Origin of the sequence: Sporosarcina aquimarina (assembly GCF_019748715.1) — a bacterium.
GTDB classification, from domain to species: Bacteria; Bacillota; Bacilli; order Bacillales_A; family Planococcaceae; genus Sporosarcina; species Sporosarcina newyorkensis.
Window position 1 is genome coordinate 176,315 of sequence record NZ_JACLBZ010000002.1, and the last position, 14,862, is coordinate 191,176.

Consider the following 14,862-nt stretch of genomic DNA (forward strand, 5'->3'; position numbering starts at 1 on the left):
TTCTATCGACTGGAAGAAACACTGTATGACTGATCTTTCACTCGAATTTCGATTGTACCTCTCTCCGCTGTTGACCAATATGGAATTCCATGTTCATCAAACCGCTCAACTACTTCGGCATGCGGATGTCCGTAACGGCTATTTCTACCTGCAGAAATTACGACGAATTCCGGTTCTAAGAAACGAATGAACGGCTCAGTACTCGATGTTTTGCTGCCGTGATGCCCGGCTTTTAAAACTACTCGCCCAAAATCCGTTGTTGGATATCTGCGCAAAAATCGCTGCTCTCCATCCGACTCTAAATCTCCAGGAAAGATAAATGACAAGTCTTCTGTTGCCATCATCATCACTAACGAGCTATCATTCCCATCATATTCTCTTTCTTCAGGTGCAAGGTATTGAAAATGATAAGTCCCGAGTTTCCAATGCGCCCCTTCACCAACCAACTGAACCGGGACATTTTTCTGCTTCGCCAATCGCAGCACTTCATCCATCGTTTTCTCTCGCTCGCTCCCGGGTGGAATATGAATTTTCCGTACCCGCAGTTCCTCTAAAACTTCATCCGCTCCTTCCATATGATCGAGGTCTGCATGTGTAATGATCAACTTATCGATCGTCGTGATGCCTTTCGCCTTCAGATACGCAACGACAATGTTCCTGCCGACTTCGAATGACTGTTCAGGCGTCTTCCAATTCTTCTCGCCAAAATGAATCACTCCCCCTGTGTCGATTACATAAACTGCTTTCCGAAAAGGCATTTCAATGATCGTGCTGTCCCCTTGCCCGACATCTACGTACGAAACAATAACATCTGTATGCAATATCGGCTTGAATTCTAAATAAACCGCTGGCATGAGCAAGCAAATCACGCCAAAAACAATCGATTTCTTCCTTTCAAGACAGACCAAAAACAGTAAAATACCTACCACGGCCAAAGCTGCACCGATTCCGTCCGGTTGCCCGGGAGTCCAGACCTGACAAGGCAATGAAGCGAACCAAGACGTCATACTTCCAATCCATTGGCGAAATGGTTCATACACAATGAAGAGTGTGTTTGACAAAGGAGGTAACAAGTAGCTGCAAGCAAGCAGAACGAGATTTGCAGGCAGAATGACGACAGAATACAGCGGTACATAAAGTAAATTGGCCACAAACGAAGAAATCGACAGTTCGAAAAAGTGGTATAAGAGCACAGGATACAATGCCACTTGCGTGATGACCGTCACTAAAAACGAGACATGCAGGCTGTTTTTTGCATTTGTGAGAATCTTAGATGAATAGAGCAGCGAAAATGCGGCTAAATAAGAAAGTTGGAAACCTGGCTGAAAGACGATAAACGGATGCAACCAAACAAAACCCATCGCACTCAATGCAAGCGCATCATCGAGGCGCAGCTTCAGCCTTCCCGATGCAGCGAGCAAGAGAATCATCGTCACTGTCACTGCACGCCATACCGAAGGAGCCCCACCCGCAATACACGCATAGATAGGAAGAAAGATCAACAGACAATACGTCACCCATTCCTTGCGAAAACCAAGACGCAGCAAAATTTCCCGGATGAAAAAAGTCAGCAATCCTACATGCAGCCCTGAAATGGCAAATAAATGTGTGATCCCGAGCGTCCGATATTCTTTTTGCAACGCTTCCGTCATACCTGAACGATCGCCTATCAGCAAAGCTTCCGCTTCTGTAACGAGTGACTGTGGAAAATTCATCTCAATATGCTTTTTTATATCATGTCGATAATAGGATAATCTTGAGCGGACAGTGGACAAACGTTCTCCTGATTGAAGTTCTGTCACTTCTAGAATACCTGCAGCCCCATTCATTCGTAAATAGCGCTGCATGTCAAACGCATACGGATGCGCCGCTGGTTCCGAATCTTTTTGCTGCACCACGGCAGTAAATTGGTAAGCCGCCAAATTTATCGACTGGAAACGTTCCTTCTCATGTTCTGACTCAAATGGATACATCAGATACACAACCGTGCCATCTACCAAACGTGCGAAACCTTTTACTTTGCCGCCATCTATTTTCGCTTGATCTTTCCATTGAAAAATAACAGTTGAAGAGTGGTCTGGAAGAGATGATGTCTTATGGGAGAAATAATAAAATGAAAGAAATACAGTTGCAGTGCAAAGAAAGAGATGCAGAAAATCTCTGCGCAAAAAGAGGAATGGAATGAGGAATAATAAATTCAGTAATAAAAGCGACCCTGAGAGCTCAGCTGCAAATGCAGAAATCGCTATAAGGATCGCTATATACATCCATCGTATCGATCGGATCAGTTGCCAAATAAATGATTCACCCTTTGCGAAAGGGCATCCAATTCTTCATCGTCGGCGCCAAGCGCCTGCATTTTTGTCAGCATTTCACTGAACAAAGCAAACTTATCTTCACTCGCGAAGTCGATCGAACGTTCATCAAACGAAACTTTTTCAATTTCTACTCCAGCTTGCTCAAATAGCTCCAAGGCATATTCGCTGTTGCGATAATCCGTTGCATAGTTGACACGCTGAATCCCCGCTTGAATCAATGCCTTACTGCACTGCAAACAAGGAAAATGTGTCACATAGATCGATGCTCCCGCAACTGGTATGCCATATTTCGCACATTGCAGCAAGGCATTCATCTCAGAGTGGATCGTCCGTACACAATGATTATCTACCACATAGCATCCATGCTCAATACAGTGGTCACCGCCAGATATTGATCCGTTGTAACCCCCTGCAATAATTCGTTGATCGCGCACCAAGATGGACCCGACTGAAAGCCTGGTACATGTGCTGCGCATCGCCAGCAAATGACTTTGCGCCATGAAGAACTGGTCCCAAGTAATTCGCTCCATACGGTCGCCTCCATCAATTAAGTGTTATAGATGATTCTAATTTCTCAAATGTTTTATCGCCAATTCCTGAGACATTTTTCAAATCGTCCAATTGCTTAAAAGCACCATGCTCTTCTCTGTATTGGACGATTGCTGCCGCTTTTGACGGACCTACGCCAGGCAGCGTTTGAAATTCCGTTTCATTGGCTGTATTGATATTCACCTGTGCTGTCTGTGTGCCGCCAGTAGCGGAAACCGCAGTTGCCGCGGGCTGCGAATAGGCGGGCGGTTCTTCTCCCGCAACGGGTACATAGACCACTGACTCGTCCAACAATTTCTGTGCATGGTTCAATAAACGAGTATCTGCTTCCTCCGTATAACCGCCTGCTTTTTGCACAGCATCAAGCAAACGATCTCCTTCTTGCAAAGAATAGAGACCTGGATGTTTCACAGCACCTTTAACATCAACCAAAATCGCAACAGACACTGCTTCTGCCACTAATTCAACAGGTGGTACGACTTCTTCAATTGGTTCAACAACTTCTAACGTTTCAAAAAGGGATTGTCCTTGTTCTACGGATACTGAATCCATTTGTTCTCGGGGAAAGAACAGAACGAAGGAAAGTACAGCGAGTGCTGCAATAGGAATGATCAATTTACGCCATTTTTCGGTAATGAATGAACGGATAGTTCAACATCCTTTCTTTCAGCACCGTATGGAGTCCCCTTAACTATAAACGATTTTCTCAAACTTTGGAAGGGTTATTTACGCACTTGAAAGAATACTCTTTCACTTTCATCCGTCGGCGGTTCATCTTCCCAATCTGCAAAAATCCTTTCGATCTGGAAGCCGGCATCATTGAGCATCCCAACATACTCGGTAACCGAGAACGTGCGCTGCATATGTACTTCGTCAAATCGTTTGAACAATCCATTTTCCTGTCTGACAAAAAATGCAAGCTGCGAATAAATAGAATGCTCTTCGTCACCAGGAGCAGTTTGCCACATATATGTGATGCGCTGATCATCAAAAACAAACGGCCCTTCCAAGAAGATTTCATCCATTTTGAAAATCGAATGAACGTCAAACAGCAAGACGCCATCCTTGCCAAGCGCTTTATAAATTCGGCGGAATGTTTCTCTCACATCAGTTTGAGAGATGACATAATTTAACGAATCAATCGAAATGACCGCAATATCGTATGTATCTTCCACTTCCAGTTGTTGCATTGGCTGCTGAATGAATTCAATATCGAGCCCAAGCGACCTGGCACGGTTCGAAGCAACTTCCAACATATCTGCGGATAGATCGACACCAGTGACACTCGCACCCTTTTTTGATAGCATCGCGGATAACAAACCCGTACCGCAGCCAATATCCAAAACTTTTTTCCCCACAACGCCAGTAGACGCCAAATCGAGCAAATCGATGTAGGCGTCATATGGGATATCATTCATTAATTCGTCATAAATATGAGCGAACTCTTGATAGGAAGAACTCATTGTTCATTTGCCACGTTTAATAACGGCGCGTCTCCCCAAAGTTTTTCAAGATTATAGAAGCCGCGTTCTTCTTTGTGGAATACGTGTACAACTACATCCAATAAGTCGACCAATATCCAGCGTCCAGAATCAAATCCTTCCATCCGCTTGACAGTAAAACCTTCTTTTGCTGCCTGATCTACGACTTCGCGCGCGATCGCTTGTACTTGCCGCTCAGAGTTTGCGTGGCAAATGATGAATTGGTCGGCTATTAATGAAATGCCCTCCATATTCAACACGACAATATCCTCTGCTTTTTTACTATCTACTGCTTGATAAGCTAATTCCAATAAAGTTGGCATATTTCACTGTTCCTTTCTTCTGCGTACATGTTCATTATAGCAATCAAATGAATAAGGGAAAATGACTGCGTACTGATGAACTAAAAATTTAAGTGTATGTTGAATACACTCCGTCATTTGATCTTCTAATGATTGACCGTTGATGCGTTTCCGTAAGTCTTCGATCCCAGGAAACTTCCTGCCCGGTTCGATTAAATCTGCAATATAGATGACTTTCTCTAAAGGTGACATTCCTGCCCGACCTGTCGTATGAAAACGAATCGCTTGAAGAACGTCCTCATCTTCTACTCCATATCGCTCTTTTGCAAGCAATGCTCCTACTGGCGCATGCCATAACTCGGCATGATATTGTGAATACAAATCATACTCTTGATCTTGTTTCAATAAATCATGTAATTCCTCTTTATCCATGAACTTAGCGTAATCATGGAATAGTCCGGCGATTTCTGCTTTTTCTACCGACACGCCTACCTCTTTGGCTAACTCCACAGCAGTCGCAGTTACACGCAGGACATGTTCATAGCGTTCTTGCGGTAAACGCTGCTTCAGATCATTTCGAACTTGTTGAAGATCCATATAATCTCTCCTCTCGAATGTATGCCTCGACAGCAGGAGGGAGCAGCAATTGAACTGTTCCTCCCTCTAAAAAGCGTTGGCGGATCAAAGTGGAAGATAAATCAAGCTGTGGCGTCTCCACCATTTGGACCGGAAAATCAGATGCACTCACGGCGCCAGGACGCTTCACGCCGATAAACTTGATGATTTGCAGCAGCTCGTCAATTTTGTACCACGTCGGCAACTGATCGATCATATCGCCACCGATGATGAAATAAAATTCATGTTGCGGTTCATCTTGGATCAATTGCGACATCGTATCGTATGTGTAAGATACACCGCCGCGCTCAATCTCAAAAGACGAAGCACGCAATCCTTCTATCTCATCCACTGCCAATTTTACCATGTGCAAACGTTGCTCCGCTGTAGCGTCTCCAGCCGCAGTTTTATGGGGTGGAACCGCAGTCGGCATCAGCCACACTTCGTCTAGATCACCTGCATACCGTACTTCGTTTGCAATCAACAAATGCCCTGTATGAGGCGGGTTGAATGTTCCACCTAAAATGCCGATTCGTTTCATCCGACTCTCCTTATGGTAGTAGTATGCGTTTCTTCTCTTTCGATTCTCTGTACAAGACGATGATATTACCAATGACTTGCACTACTTCGATTCCTTTGAACGCGCTAATTCGTTCTGCTATTTCGTTCTTGTCCTCCTCACAATTTTGAAGGACGCTGACTTTCAATAGTTCACGTGCTTCCAGCGCTTCATCAATTTGCGCCAGTATCGCTTCTGTCAAACCACTTTTCCCAATTTGGAATAATGGTTGCAAATGATGTGCTTCACTGCGCAAAAATCTTTTTTGTTTACCTGTTAACATGTTTACCCGCCAACTTTCATTGTAATCGTTTCAATCATTTTTTTCGTATCGGGATAGACGCCTGTCCATTTTTCAAAAGCGAGTGCACCTTGGTGTACAAACATCCCGACACCATTCATAATACGCGCGCCTGCTTGTTCTGCCGCCTGTAGAAATTCTGTTTCCAGCGGATTATAAATAATATCCGCCACTATTGCATCTCTTGCTATGTTTTTAGGATTTAACGGCACACCTTCCTGCGCAAAATTCATCCCGACAGAAGTCGTCTGGACGACGAGACCAAATTTGCCTAGCCGTTGTTCCGCTTCCTCTATCGAGAAAACGTACGCATTCCGCATTTGTGCAGCCAGTTCTGCCGCCTTGGAAGCTGTCCGATTTGCAAAATAGAGAGGACCGTAGCCAGCAGATTGCAGTGCAAATGCGATTCCTCTCGCCGCACCTCCAGCTCCTATGATCAGCACAGGTGCATCTACACCGTCGTCTCCCGCAAACTCTTCCAACGATCTCACAAAGCCTGCACCGTCCGTGTTGGTACCAATCAGTTTCCCGTCATTTGTTTGATAGACCGTGTTGACTGCGTCCATGAGTTTTGCTGAATCGTCCACTTCATCTAGGAACGGAAGGATCGCCTGCTTATGCGGCACCGTGACATTCCATCCACTGCAGCCGAGCGTACGTAAGCTTTGAATCGCCTGCTCAAGATTTTGCGGCTCTACATGGATCGGCACATAGGTTGCATTCAGATTGCTCTGTCCAAACCACTGATCATGCATCGTCGGTGACATCGATTGTGCGATCGGGTCGCCTAAAACAGCATACCATTTCTTCATTGCTATCCCCTTCCGTCTCATAAGCTATTTGCGGACCTCAAATCAATGAAGGTCGTATAATCAGATTCACGCCTTTAGGTGCATGCACAGCTACCTGTACATCCGCATGCTGAATCGTAATCCAGCCAAGACCTGAAATAACGACATCCGTCTTCGCTTCTTTAATTGAAAATTCATGACGAACGAGTGGCGGCAGTTTCTCAAGTGAAGCCGCACTCGGCGGAGACAGCATGTCCCCCAGATGATTGAGATAGAGCTCATCCGCATTTTCCAATTTTGTCCGATGCAGCGGCAGACCGTTCGCTACGTAGATATTGAATGACGAACGATCTCCTGCGATAAAATCAAAGCGAGCCAAACCACCAATGAATAAAGTTTGCTCAGCATTTAACTGATAAACTTTCGGCTTCAACTCTTTTTTAGGTGTGATGAGTTTCAAGTCTTTGGCGTCCAGGTCATGTGCTATTTGATGATCGTTAATAATGCCTGGTGTATCCATTAAGGACTTGCCGTCATCCAACGGAATCTCCACAACATCAAGTGTTGTACCCGGGAAGTAGGACGTTGTTATGACATCCTGTACGCCTGTCGCATCTTTTATAATGCGGTTGATGAATGTGGACTTCCCGACATTCGTACAGCCCACGACGTAGACGTCCTTGCCTTTACGGTAGGTCTCGATGGCGTCGAGCGCTTCCGACATCCCTGTACCTTTCACTGCAGATACAAGCAGGACATCGATCGGTTTCAATCCTAATTTTGCCGCTTCGGCTTTCATCCAGTTGGTCACACGTTTCGGATTGATCGACTTCGGCAGTATATCGGATTTATTGCCAATCAATAAAATGTCTTTCTTGCCGACGAAACGATGCAGCCCATTGATCCAGCTGCCGTTAAAATCGAAGATGTCGACCACTTTGACAATCAGTCCGTCTTTTTCACCAATACCGTTCAAGATCGCTAAAAAGTCATCTCCCGATAAGGACACCGGCTGCAATTCATTATAGTTTCGTAATTTGAAACAGCGCTGACAAATGACATCTTCCTTCTCTAAAGAGGAAGGCGGTGCAAAGCCTTCTGCTGTTTTATCTGTCGTCTGGATCGCAATCCCGCATCCAATACATTTGATCGATTCCAAATTTACTCCTCCCACGTGATCAATCCTTTTCTTTTAAACCTTGCCATAATCCTTCGTTCAATCGCTCTGTTGAATTTCGTAATAGGCGCATCAGAGCTTGCTACAGGAACGACCAATATCGTCTGCAGACCGACCCGGTTCGCACCTAAGACATCTGTCAACAGCTGGTCACCAATCATCACAATTTCATCTTTTGGCAATCCTAATGTCGCGATTGCTTGATGAAATGCTTGTTTCAGTGGTTTCCGTGCTTCACAAATAAACGGAATGCCTAATGGATCACAAAAATGACTCACGCGTTCTATATGATTATTGGAAACAATCGTAATTTGTAAACCTGCATCGTGCATCGACTTGAACCACGCCATAATATCCTGCGTAGCATCTGCACGGTCCCATTCAACAAGTGTATTATCCAGATCGGTAATGATGCCCTTAATGCCTTGTTTCACAAGCTTTTCCGGCTTGATATGCAACACCGATTTGACATATTCACTCGGTAAAAAATGTTTTAACACGTTATCCTCTCCGCCCTGCATCAAATTCTTGTCTGATTATAACATAGTTGCGTATTCCACACGCACTCCTATGTCTAAATTCCCCGGTTTTCTTGTCGGGTGATAGTCCCTTACATCTTCGCATATGTTGAAGTATTAAGAATCGGAGGTGGTCACATGAGCGGGTTTTTCATGGCCGTCGTGCAATTGTGGTTAGAGATCCCCGCATTACTCGGCTATATCAGAGGGCAAGCGTTCCTTCGCCCACTCTCAAAAAAGGAAGAAGCAGAGTGCCTGAGACGATTAGCTGAAGGCGATGAAAGTGCGCGCGATGAGTTGATTGAACACAATATGCGGTTAGTAGCTCATATCGTGAAGAAGTTTCAGCCGAAACATGAGTTGTTGGACGATTATATTTCCATCGGCGTCATCGGCTTGATGAAAGCAATCAACAGTTTCACACCTGACCGAAAGACGAAACTCGCAACGTATGCCGCTCGCTGTATCGAAAATGAAATTCTTATGTATTTGCGAACACAGAAGAAAGTCCAGAAAGATGTCTCCCTTTATGAACCCATCGGCCTCGATAAAGACGGCCAATCCTTAGAAATCGCGGATCTTCTCCAAACAGATGATATTCCTCCACAAACCACAGTTGAACAGAACGAGCAAAAAGAGCGCTTGTATAAGCATTTGGGTAAGCTCGATGCCCGAGAGCTGGAGATTATCCAACGACGCTATGGCTTGCTCGACGACAAACCAATGACCCAAAAAGAGATTGCCAAACAATTGAATATTTCCCGTAGTTATGTTTCTCGTATTGAGAAAAGAGCCATTGTGAAATTATATCAATCTTTTAAGCATGAGTATCAATGAGTTTCTGATTCGGCTAGCTGCAAACGCCAGAGATTAGGATCATAAGTCAAAACAGCTGGGTGTTCCAAAGGTCGCCACTTCGCTGTTTAGCCTTATGCCTGTCGTCTCTTACACGGCGTTTGCAGCTTTTGAATTTAAAAAGCGTTTCCACTGGCCAGGGTCCCGGGGTTCCGGGGGTCCCTGCACATCGGAAACGCTTTGTTTATCTTTATTCAGCAGAACCTCTCGCCCTGTAAATAGAGAGAGGAATAAGGTTTTATATCCTGTTCAGCATGTGTACAAATACGCACTGAACAAAGATATAGCCTTCGGCAGCTGTCAGTCCGCCTTGACCTCACGTAAAATTACTGCCGCCAAAATTGCTGTTACTACAAATGCACCACCCATAAGGAATCCCATCGGTTGTCCCTCCTTTCGACGAAACTATCATATGCTTTGTCTACTAATTAATTTTACCATAACCGAATCAAAGTTTCGAGATGACGCGTAAAACAATCTGTGACGAATGTTTTGCTGCAAGTGGTAAAAATTCATCAAAACTGATAGACGACTCTTTCCCTGCGATATCGGAGAGCGCACGAATGACTACGAATTTTGTGTTGAATTGATAACACACTTGAGCAACGGCTGCTGCTTCCATTTCGACAGCGATGACTCGCGGAAATTTCTCTTTTACTGACAACACTCGATCAGCATCAGACATAAATACGTCAGCAGACGCAATCGTTCCTACCGCGTGCTTGTATGTATCCAACTCTGTAACTGTTTCCTTTGCCAGATTGATCAATTCCTTATCTGAAGGGAACGTAGCAGGAAGTTGAGGTACTTGGCCGAGTTCATAGCCAAATGCCGTGACGTCTACGTCATGGTGAAGGACGTAATCGGAAATTACAATTGTCCCTACTTCGAGGTCGGGATGTGTACCGCCTGCTGAACCTGTATTTAGTACGATGTCCGGCTTGTAGTTTTGCAAAAGAATGGTCGTAGCCATAGCAGCGTTTACTTTACCAATACCACTTTTTGTAACGATGACTTCATGTTTGCCAACTTTTCCTTCGATGAATTCGCAGTTGGCGATAGTAGTAATTTTCCCAATGCCGATTTCACGGCGCAGTATTTCTACTTCTTCTTCCATGGCTCCAACGATAGCTATTTTCATTGTTCTCTCTCCTTCGAAAGTTTGTTTCCATTAAAATAATAAAACCTAAAACATTGTGTATGTTCAGGGCATCGTTGATTTGCGCTGCGGGCGGGACGCTTTCCGGGGGGGGCGCGGCTTGAGCCTCTCGTCGCTACACTCCTGCGGGGTCTCAAGGCTCACATTAATCCCCCTGGAGTCGCCCTCCGCTCCAATCAACTAGTAACGCTTTTTGGTATTGAAATAAAAACAAACCATAGCCACTCATAATAAATAGTGTAGGTCTATTTCGTCTCCAATGTATTCAGAACATCCATTTTTACTGGTGTCCAGCCTTCGCCGTCTACCCATTCTATGTAGACTTTGTATTTCTCTGATTTGTCCAGACTTGAGACGATGCCTTCTGATTTTTGGGGGCTTCCACCGTTTTGGATGCGCCAGTAGATCAGTTGGTCTTCAGGAAGGCCTGTGGCGTATGAAATCGCTGCTTTTTTCTCGTGCCAATCATCAGATTCCCCGTCATATTTAGAAACGTGCTCACCTGTTTGTTTTGTTCCGATTGGTTTCCAATTTGAATTCACTATCGTCTCTTTAACAGCACTGTCATTAGATGGAGTGACGGTAAGGGATTCGGATTCGTCAACGATCTTGCCGCCTTCCTCCTCTTCGTCCTCCACATTGGTATCTTCATCCGGATTTGTTTCTTCTGTGTCGTCTTCAGTCGGCTGCTCTTCCACGAGCACATTGTCATCCGGTGCCTCTTCAGTCTGTTGCGGCTCCTGTTTCTGATCTTTGCTTGCTTCTTCCTTGTCATCGCCAATAATAAATGTGACGCCGACAATTAAAATGAGCAATACAACGATGCCGATTAAAATGTTTAATATCTTATTTGCCTTATTCCCTTTTTTACGTGACATTCTGGAAAAATTAGGTTCTCGATCTGCCATTTATCACATCTCCTTAAACACAGCATATACTCTTGTCCAATCAGACGTTTTAGCCGACCAATTGGTTTCAAAAAAAGCAATACCGTCTTCTGCCAGTGAGAAGACGGTACATTTGTCATTTTATCTCGAGTATTTCAACTGACATTTCGCCGCCGGGAGTTAAAATCTTTACTTTGTCATCTTTCTTTCGTCCAATCAATCCCTTAGCGATAGGAGAATCATTCGAAATGAGTCCTTCCAAAGGATTCGCTTCCGCGGAACCGACAATCGTGTACGTCTCTTCTTCTCCATCTGGAATTTCTTTGAACGTCACCGTTTTGCCTAATTGCACTTCATCGTTGTTCAACTCATCTTCTGTTATGATCACTGCATTGCGAATCATAGATTCCAATGAAGAAATCTTTCCTTCAACAAATGCTTGGTCTTCTTTCGCTGAATCGTACTCGGAATTCTCCGATAGGTCGCCATAACTACGTGCTATTTTGATACGTTCAACGACTTCTTTACGCTTTACCGTCTTAAGATATTCTAGCTCTTCTTCTAACTTTTGTTTACCCGATACCGTCATAGGGAATTTTTTTTCTGAAACCATTTAAACAACACTCCTCAAATTTCTGTTCATAAAAAATACTATGCCACACCAACTTCAGGTATGTGACATAGTGGAACTATTATTGTTTACGTTTACCTTACTCCAATTCAGTTTAGGCTAACTGAATTTCAGTAGACCGTGCATCCTTCCAATAGCTTATAGCGACAAGGTCTACGTTGAATTAATTTAAAATTATGTCATCATCATATTATACTTCGTCTGCAGAAGCAAGAATTGTTTTTATTTTAGTTACCATCAAATCGATAGCAACCGCATTTTCTCCGCCTTCAGGAATGATTATATTGGCATACTTTTTTGTTGGTTCAATGAATTGATTATGCATTGGCCTAACTACGGATAAGTACTGTTCGATGACCGAATCCACATTTCGACCTCGGTCATTGATATCGCGTAATAATCTTCTGATGATCCGAATATCTGCATCCGTATCGACAAATAATTTAATGTCCATTAAATCACGCAGACGTTCATCCTCGAGCACGAGAATCCCCTCTAAAATGATCACGTCCTGTGACTCCACGCAATTCGTCTCCGCAGACCTAGTGTGCAATGTATAATCATATGTCGGTACTTGGATCGATTGTCTTTCCAATAACCGGTTGATATGTTCAATTAATAAATCAGTGTCGAATGCCAGCGGATGATCATAATTCGTTTGCAGCCGTTCTTCAAATGCTAAATGTGATTGGTCTTTGTAATAGTCATCTTGCTCGATGACTACAACGGAATGACCTTGAAACACTTCATGAATCTTTTTGGTGACACTCGTTTTACCGGAGCCGGAACCTCCGGCAATGCCGATCACAACAGGCTTATTCTTCACAGCGATTCCCCTTTGCTGCTTTCTAATTCGTTTTTCTTGACCCCAATCAAAATTCCATCTCCAATGGGCAGAAGAGACGTCTCATAACGTTCATGGTTCATTGCCCAATCAGTGAATTTTTGCAGATTGCGAATCATCGTGCGATTTCGTTTCGGTACTTCTGCATCTTTCAACAGCACCATACCATGCATGAACATATTATCACAATAAATTACACCTTTTGCGCTGATCAATGGACTATATTTTTCAAAGAACTTTTGATATTGTCCTTTTGCCGCATCAATGAACAAGGTATCAAATGGTTGCTTTGGCAAGTTCTTTTCGTCAAATACCAAAGCATCATCCTGGATGATTTGAATACGTTCTTGTAAACCGCTTCGCTCAATATGCTCGACAGCTTTCGCATAACGTTCCGCGTCTCTTTCAATTGTATAAATTATCGCCTCAGGAAACGCTAGAGCTATTCGGATTGCCGAGTAGCCAATTGCGCTGCCGATTTCTAGAATTCTTTTTGGCTGCTGTATTTGAAGCAGTCCAATCAACGTATTCAAACCTGTATCATCCATGATCGGTACGCGGTGTTCTGCCGCATAGCGCTCCATTTCAAGAATGAGCGGCTCTTTCTCTTTGGCAAAACCGTTAATATAGGCACTGTAATCCGCCATATAATTTCTCCTTTATAGAACCTTCTTATTTCTTATTTATGCTGACTATCAATATACTCAGCTTTGTTTTCCAAATGCTCTTCATAAGTCTTCGCGAAATGATTCACACCATCTTTATCTGCCAAGAAAAATAAATACTTTGTTTTGGAAGGTTCGACAGCTGCTTGTAAGGACGCGGCTCCCGCATTGGCGATAGGACCCGGTGGCAATCCTTTATTTTGATAGGTGTTGTATGCATTTTCCACTTTTAGATCCTCGAGTAATACACGGTCTTTATGCTCTCCTAAAGCATACAAAACAGTAGGGTCTGTTTGCAGAGGCATACCTTCATCCATTCGGTTAATGAACACACTGGCGATGGTTTCACGATCTGCTTTGCTCGTTGCTTCTTTTTCAAGCAGGGAAGCAAACGTTAATAGCCAGTGCGCGGACTTTTCTTTCTCTTCTAAAAAGCCTTGGAACGGAATGATATTTTGCACCGTTGCATCCACCATCGTATCCACTACTTCTTCCACTGACGGCGACTCATCATAAAATGGATACGTGGCCGGGAATAAATAGCCTTCTAGAGCATAGCGAATGTTTTCTTTTTGTATTTCTTCGGTAATAATATCGGGATACTTCGTCATATATCGCAAAACGGCGTCTTCACTCGTTACAAAATCCATAAATTCCTCTTTTGTGAACGATGCCTTTGCGCTTGTCCTTTCTGCGATCTGATCTAGCGTCAAGCCTTCCGGTATCGTCAGCGTGAAGGCAGGCGTTCGATACACCACACCTGTTTTCAAACTCTGAAGTAATTCATCAGGCGTCATAGATTTAGTAAGACCATATGTTCCAGCTTGGAAATCTGCTTCATTGTTTACTTTTGCATAGTATTTAAACACTCGAGCACTTTTGATAACGCCCTTTTTTTCCAGAATCTCAGAAATAGTATCCAACCCAGAACCAATCGGTACGACCACTTCTACGACTTTTTCAGAGTCCGGATCAACTGGCTTTAATGCACCTTTTATGTATGTATAGATAGAGAAACCGCCAATTATCCCAATCACGAGAATGACGGATACGATCCAAAACACGATTTTTCGAACTGTCCTCACTTCTTCCTTTTGTTCAAGCATCCGTTGAAACATAACTTCCTTTTTTCTTTGGGGCTCTTTTTCCATAACCCTCACCTCTTTTTCACTACTGCTGAATTAAGTTAAAAAAGACGGAACGGTCCGCA

The 14,862-nt window shown here is 43.8% G+C and carries 18 protein-coding genes; 1 reads left to right on the forward strand and 17 read right to left on the reverse strand.

Annotated features, from left to right (window positions below):
- Nucleotides 1-2 precede the first annotated feature (2 nt).
- The 11 genes from H7J92_RS01075 to H7J92_RS01125 all read right to left on the reverse strand — a co-directional run bounded on the left by H7J92_RS01075 (nucleotide 3) and on the right by H7J92_RS01125 (nucleotide 8,614).
- Nucleotides 3-2,267 carry a DNA internalization-related competence protein ComEC/Rec2 gene (locus H7J92_RS01075; RefSeq protein WP_221835043.1) on the reverse strand — a complete coding sequence of 755 codons (2,265 nt, stop codon included), beginning with the start codon at nucleotides 2,265-2,267 and terminating at the stop codon, nucleotides 3-5.
- 17 nt (nucleotides 2,268-2,284) lie between these two features.
- A complete protein-coding gene (locus tag H7J92_RS01080) occupies nucleotides 2,285-2,848 on the reverse strand; it encodes a ComE operon protein 2 (protein ID WP_221835044.1) in 564 nt (187 codons plus the stop codon).
- A gap of 13 nt (nucleotides 2,849-2,861) precedes the next feature.
- Complete coding sequence (locus H7J92_RS01085) at nucleotides 2,862-3,482, reverse strand: helix-hairpin-helix domain-containing protein (protein WP_009496947.1); 621 nt, start codon at nucleotides 3,480-3,482, stop codon at nucleotides 2,862-2,864.
- A gap of 107 nt (nucleotides 3,483-3,589) precedes the next feature.
- Entirely contained in the window at nucleotides 3,590-4,330 is a 741-nt protein-coding gene (locus H7J92_RS01090) for a class I SAM-dependent DNA methyltransferase (protein ID WP_221835045.1), read from the reverse strand.
- Entirely contained in the window at nucleotides 4,327-4,671 is a 345-nt protein-coding gene (gene rsfS / locus H7J92_RS01095; protein WP_009496949.1) for a ribosome silencing factor, read from the reverse strand. Before rsfS ends, H7J92_RS01090 begins: the two co-directional genes overlap by 4 nt.
- 3 nt (nucleotides 4,672-4,674) lie before the next feature.
- Nucleotides 4,675-5,247: a bis(5'-nucleosyl)-tetraphosphatase (symmetrical) YqeK gene (gene yqeK / locus H7J92_RS01100; RefSeq protein ID WP_009496950.1), complete on the reverse strand. Its 573-nt coding sequence runs from the start codon at nucleotides 5,245-5,247 to the stop codon at nucleotides 4,675-4,677.
- Entirely contained in the window at nucleotides 5,222-5,806 is a 585-nt protein-coding gene (locus tag H7J92_RS01105) for a nicotinate-nucleotide adenylyltransferase (protein WP_009496951.1), read from the reverse strand. Before H7J92_RS01105 ends, yqeK begins: the two co-directional genes overlap by 26 nt.
- 10 nt (nucleotides 5,807-5,816) lie before the next feature.
- A complete protein-coding gene (gene yhbY / locus H7J92_RS01110) occupies nucleotides 5,817-6,107 on the reverse strand; it encodes a ribosome assembly RNA-binding protein YhbY (protein WP_221835046.1) in 291 nt (96 codons plus the stop codon).
- 2 nt (nucleotides 6,108-6,109) lie between these two features.
- Nucleotides 6,110-6,937 (reverse strand): shikimate dehydrogenase, encoded by an 828-nt coding sequence (gene aroE, locus H7J92_RS01115; RefSeq protein ID WP_221835047.1) that lies wholly within the window; start codon nucleotides 6,935-6,937, stop codon nucleotides 6,110-6,112.
- A gap of 37 nt (nucleotides 6,938-6,974) precedes the next feature.
- Entirely contained in the window at nucleotides 6,975-8,075 is a 1,101-nt protein-coding gene (gene yqeH, locus H7J92_RS01120; protein ID WP_221835048.1) for a ribosome biogenesis GTPase YqeH, read from the reverse strand.
- Nucleotides 8,076-8,077: 2 nt separating this feature from the next.
- Nucleotides 8,078-8,614, reverse strand: a complete 537-nt coding sequence (locus H7J92_RS01125) for a YqeG family HAD IIIA-type phosphatase (RefSeq protein ID WP_078816520.1) — start codon at nucleotides 8,612-8,614, stop codon at nucleotides 8,078-8,080.
- 135 nt (nucleotides 8,615-8,749) lie between these two features.
- Here H7J92_RS01125 and sigK point away from each other — a divergent pair, with 135 nt between their 5' ends.
- Nucleotides 8,750-9,448, forward strand: coding sequence for an RNA polymerase sporulation sigma factor SigK (sigK, locus tag H7J92_RS01130; RefSeq protein WP_040758142.1), 699 nt, complete (start codon nucleotides 8,750-8,752; stop codon nucleotides 9,446-9,448).
- Nucleotides 9,449-9,914: 466 nt separating this feature from the next.
- On the opposite strand, the gene mtnN is transcribed toward sigK, so the two are convergent.
- The 6 genes from mtnN to mltG form a co-directional block, all read right to left on the reverse strand.
- Nucleotides 9,915-10,607 carry a 5'-methylthioadenosine/S-adenosylhomocysteine nucleosidase gene (gene mtnN / locus H7J92_RS01135; protein WP_009496957.1) on the reverse strand — a complete coding sequence of 231 codons (693 nt, stop codon included), beginning with the start codon at nucleotides 10,605-10,607 and terminating at the stop codon, nucleotides 9,915-9,917.
- A 263-nt stretch (nucleotides 10,608-10,870) separates the two neighbouring features.
- Complete coding sequence (locus tag H7J92_RS01140; RefSeq protein WP_009496958.1) at nucleotides 10,871-11,533, reverse strand: DUF1510 family protein; 663 nt, start codon at nucleotides 11,531-11,533, stop codon at nucleotides 10,871-10,873.
- Nucleotides 11,534-11,648: 115 nt separating this feature from the next.
- Nucleotides 11,649-12,125: a transcription elongation factor GreA gene (gene greA / locus H7J92_RS01145; RefSeq protein WP_078816518.1), complete on the reverse strand. Its 477-nt coding sequence runs from the start codon at nucleotides 12,123-12,125 to the stop codon at nucleotides 11,649-11,651.
- Nucleotides 12,126-12,333: 208 nt separating this feature from the next.
- Nucleotides 12,334-12,969, reverse strand: a complete 636-nt coding sequence (gene udk, locus H7J92_RS01150; RefSeq protein WP_343228061.1) for a uridine kinase — start codon at nucleotides 12,967-12,969, stop codon at nucleotides 12,334-12,336.
- Nucleotides 12,966-13,634 (reverse strand): O-methyltransferase, encoded by a 669-nt coding sequence (locus tag H7J92_RS01155; RefSeq protein ID WP_221835049.1) that lies wholly within the window; start codon nucleotides 13,632-13,634, stop codon nucleotides 12,966-12,968. The genes udk and H7J92_RS01155 overlap by 4 nt, the downstream gene beginning before the upstream one ends.
- Nucleotides 13,635-13,666: 32 nt before the next feature.
- On the reverse strand, nucleotides 13,667-14,803 hold the full coding sequence (mltG, locus tag H7J92_RS01160) for an endolytic transglycosylase MltG (protein WP_221835050.1): 1,137 nt from the start codon (nucleotides 14,801-14,803) through the stop codon (nucleotides 13,667-13,669).
- Between the last annotated feature and the right edge of the window lie 59 nt (nucleotides 14,804-14,862).

What these genes read in the sequence shown, in the direction of transcription:
- H7J92_RS01075 (WP_221835043.1), bottom strand. Translation starts at nt 2,267, where the DNA reads ATGTATATAGCGATCCTTATAGCGATTTCTGCATTTGCAGCTGAGCTC.
- H7J92_RS01080 (WP_221835044.1), bottom strand. Translation starts at nt 2,848, where the DNA reads ATGGAGCGAATTACTTGGGACCAGTTCTTCATGGCGCAAAGTCATTTG.
- H7J92_RS01090 (WP_221835045.1), bottom strand. Translation starts at nt 4,330, where the DNA reads ATGAGTTCTTCCTATCAAGAGTTCGCTCATATTTATGACGAATTAATG.
- rsfS (WP_009496949.1), bottom strand. Translation starts at nt 4,671, where the DNA reads ATGCCAACTTTATTGGAATTAGCTTATCAAGCAGTAGATAGTAAAAAA.
- yqeK (WP_009496950.1), bottom strand. Translation starts at nt 5,247, where the DNA reads ATGGATCTTCAACAAGTTCGAAATGATCTGAAGCAGCGTTTACCGCAA.
- H7J92_RS01105 (WP_009496951.1), bottom strand. Translation starts at nt 5,806, where the DNA reads ATGAAACGAATCGGCATTTTAGGTGGAACATTCAACCCGCCTCATACA.
- yhbY (WP_221835046.1), bottom strand. Translation starts at nt 6,107, where the DNA reads ATGTTAACAGGTAAACAAAAAAGATTTTTGCGCAGTGAAGCACATCAT.
- aroE (WP_221835047.1), bottom strand. Translation starts at nt 6,937, where the DNA reads ATGAAGAAATGGTATGCTGTTTTAGGCGACCCGATCGCACAATCGATG.
- H7J92_RS01125 (WP_078816520.1), bottom strand. Translation starts at nt 8,614, where the DNA reads ATGCAGGGCGGAGAGGATAACGTGTTAAAACATTTTTTACCGAGTGAA.
- sigK (WP_040758142.1), top strand. Translation starts at nt 8,750, where the DNA reads ATGAGCGGGTTTTTCATGGCCGTCGTGCAATTGTGGTTAGAGATCCCC.
- mtnN (WP_009496957.1), bottom strand. Translation starts at nt 10,607, where the DNA reads ATGAAAATAGCTATCGTTGGAGCCATGGAAGAAGAAGTAGAAATACTG.
- H7J92_RS01140 (WP_009496958.1), bottom strand. Translation starts at nt 11,533, where the DNA reads ATGGCAGATCGAGAACCTAATTTTTCCAGAATGTCACGTAAAAAAGGG.
- greA (WP_078816518.1), bottom strand. Translation starts at nt 12,125, where the DNA reads ATGGTTTCAGAAAAAAAATTCCCTATGACGGTATCGGGTAAACAAAAG.
- H7J92_RS01155 (WP_221835049.1), bottom strand. Translation starts at nt 13,634, where the DNA reads ATGGCGGATTACAGTGCCTATATTAACGGTTTTGCCAAAGAGAAAGAG.
- mltG (WP_221835050.1), bottom strand. Translation starts at nt 14,803, where the DNA reads ATGGAAAAAGAGCCCCAAAGAAAAAAGGAAGTTATGTTTCAACGGATG.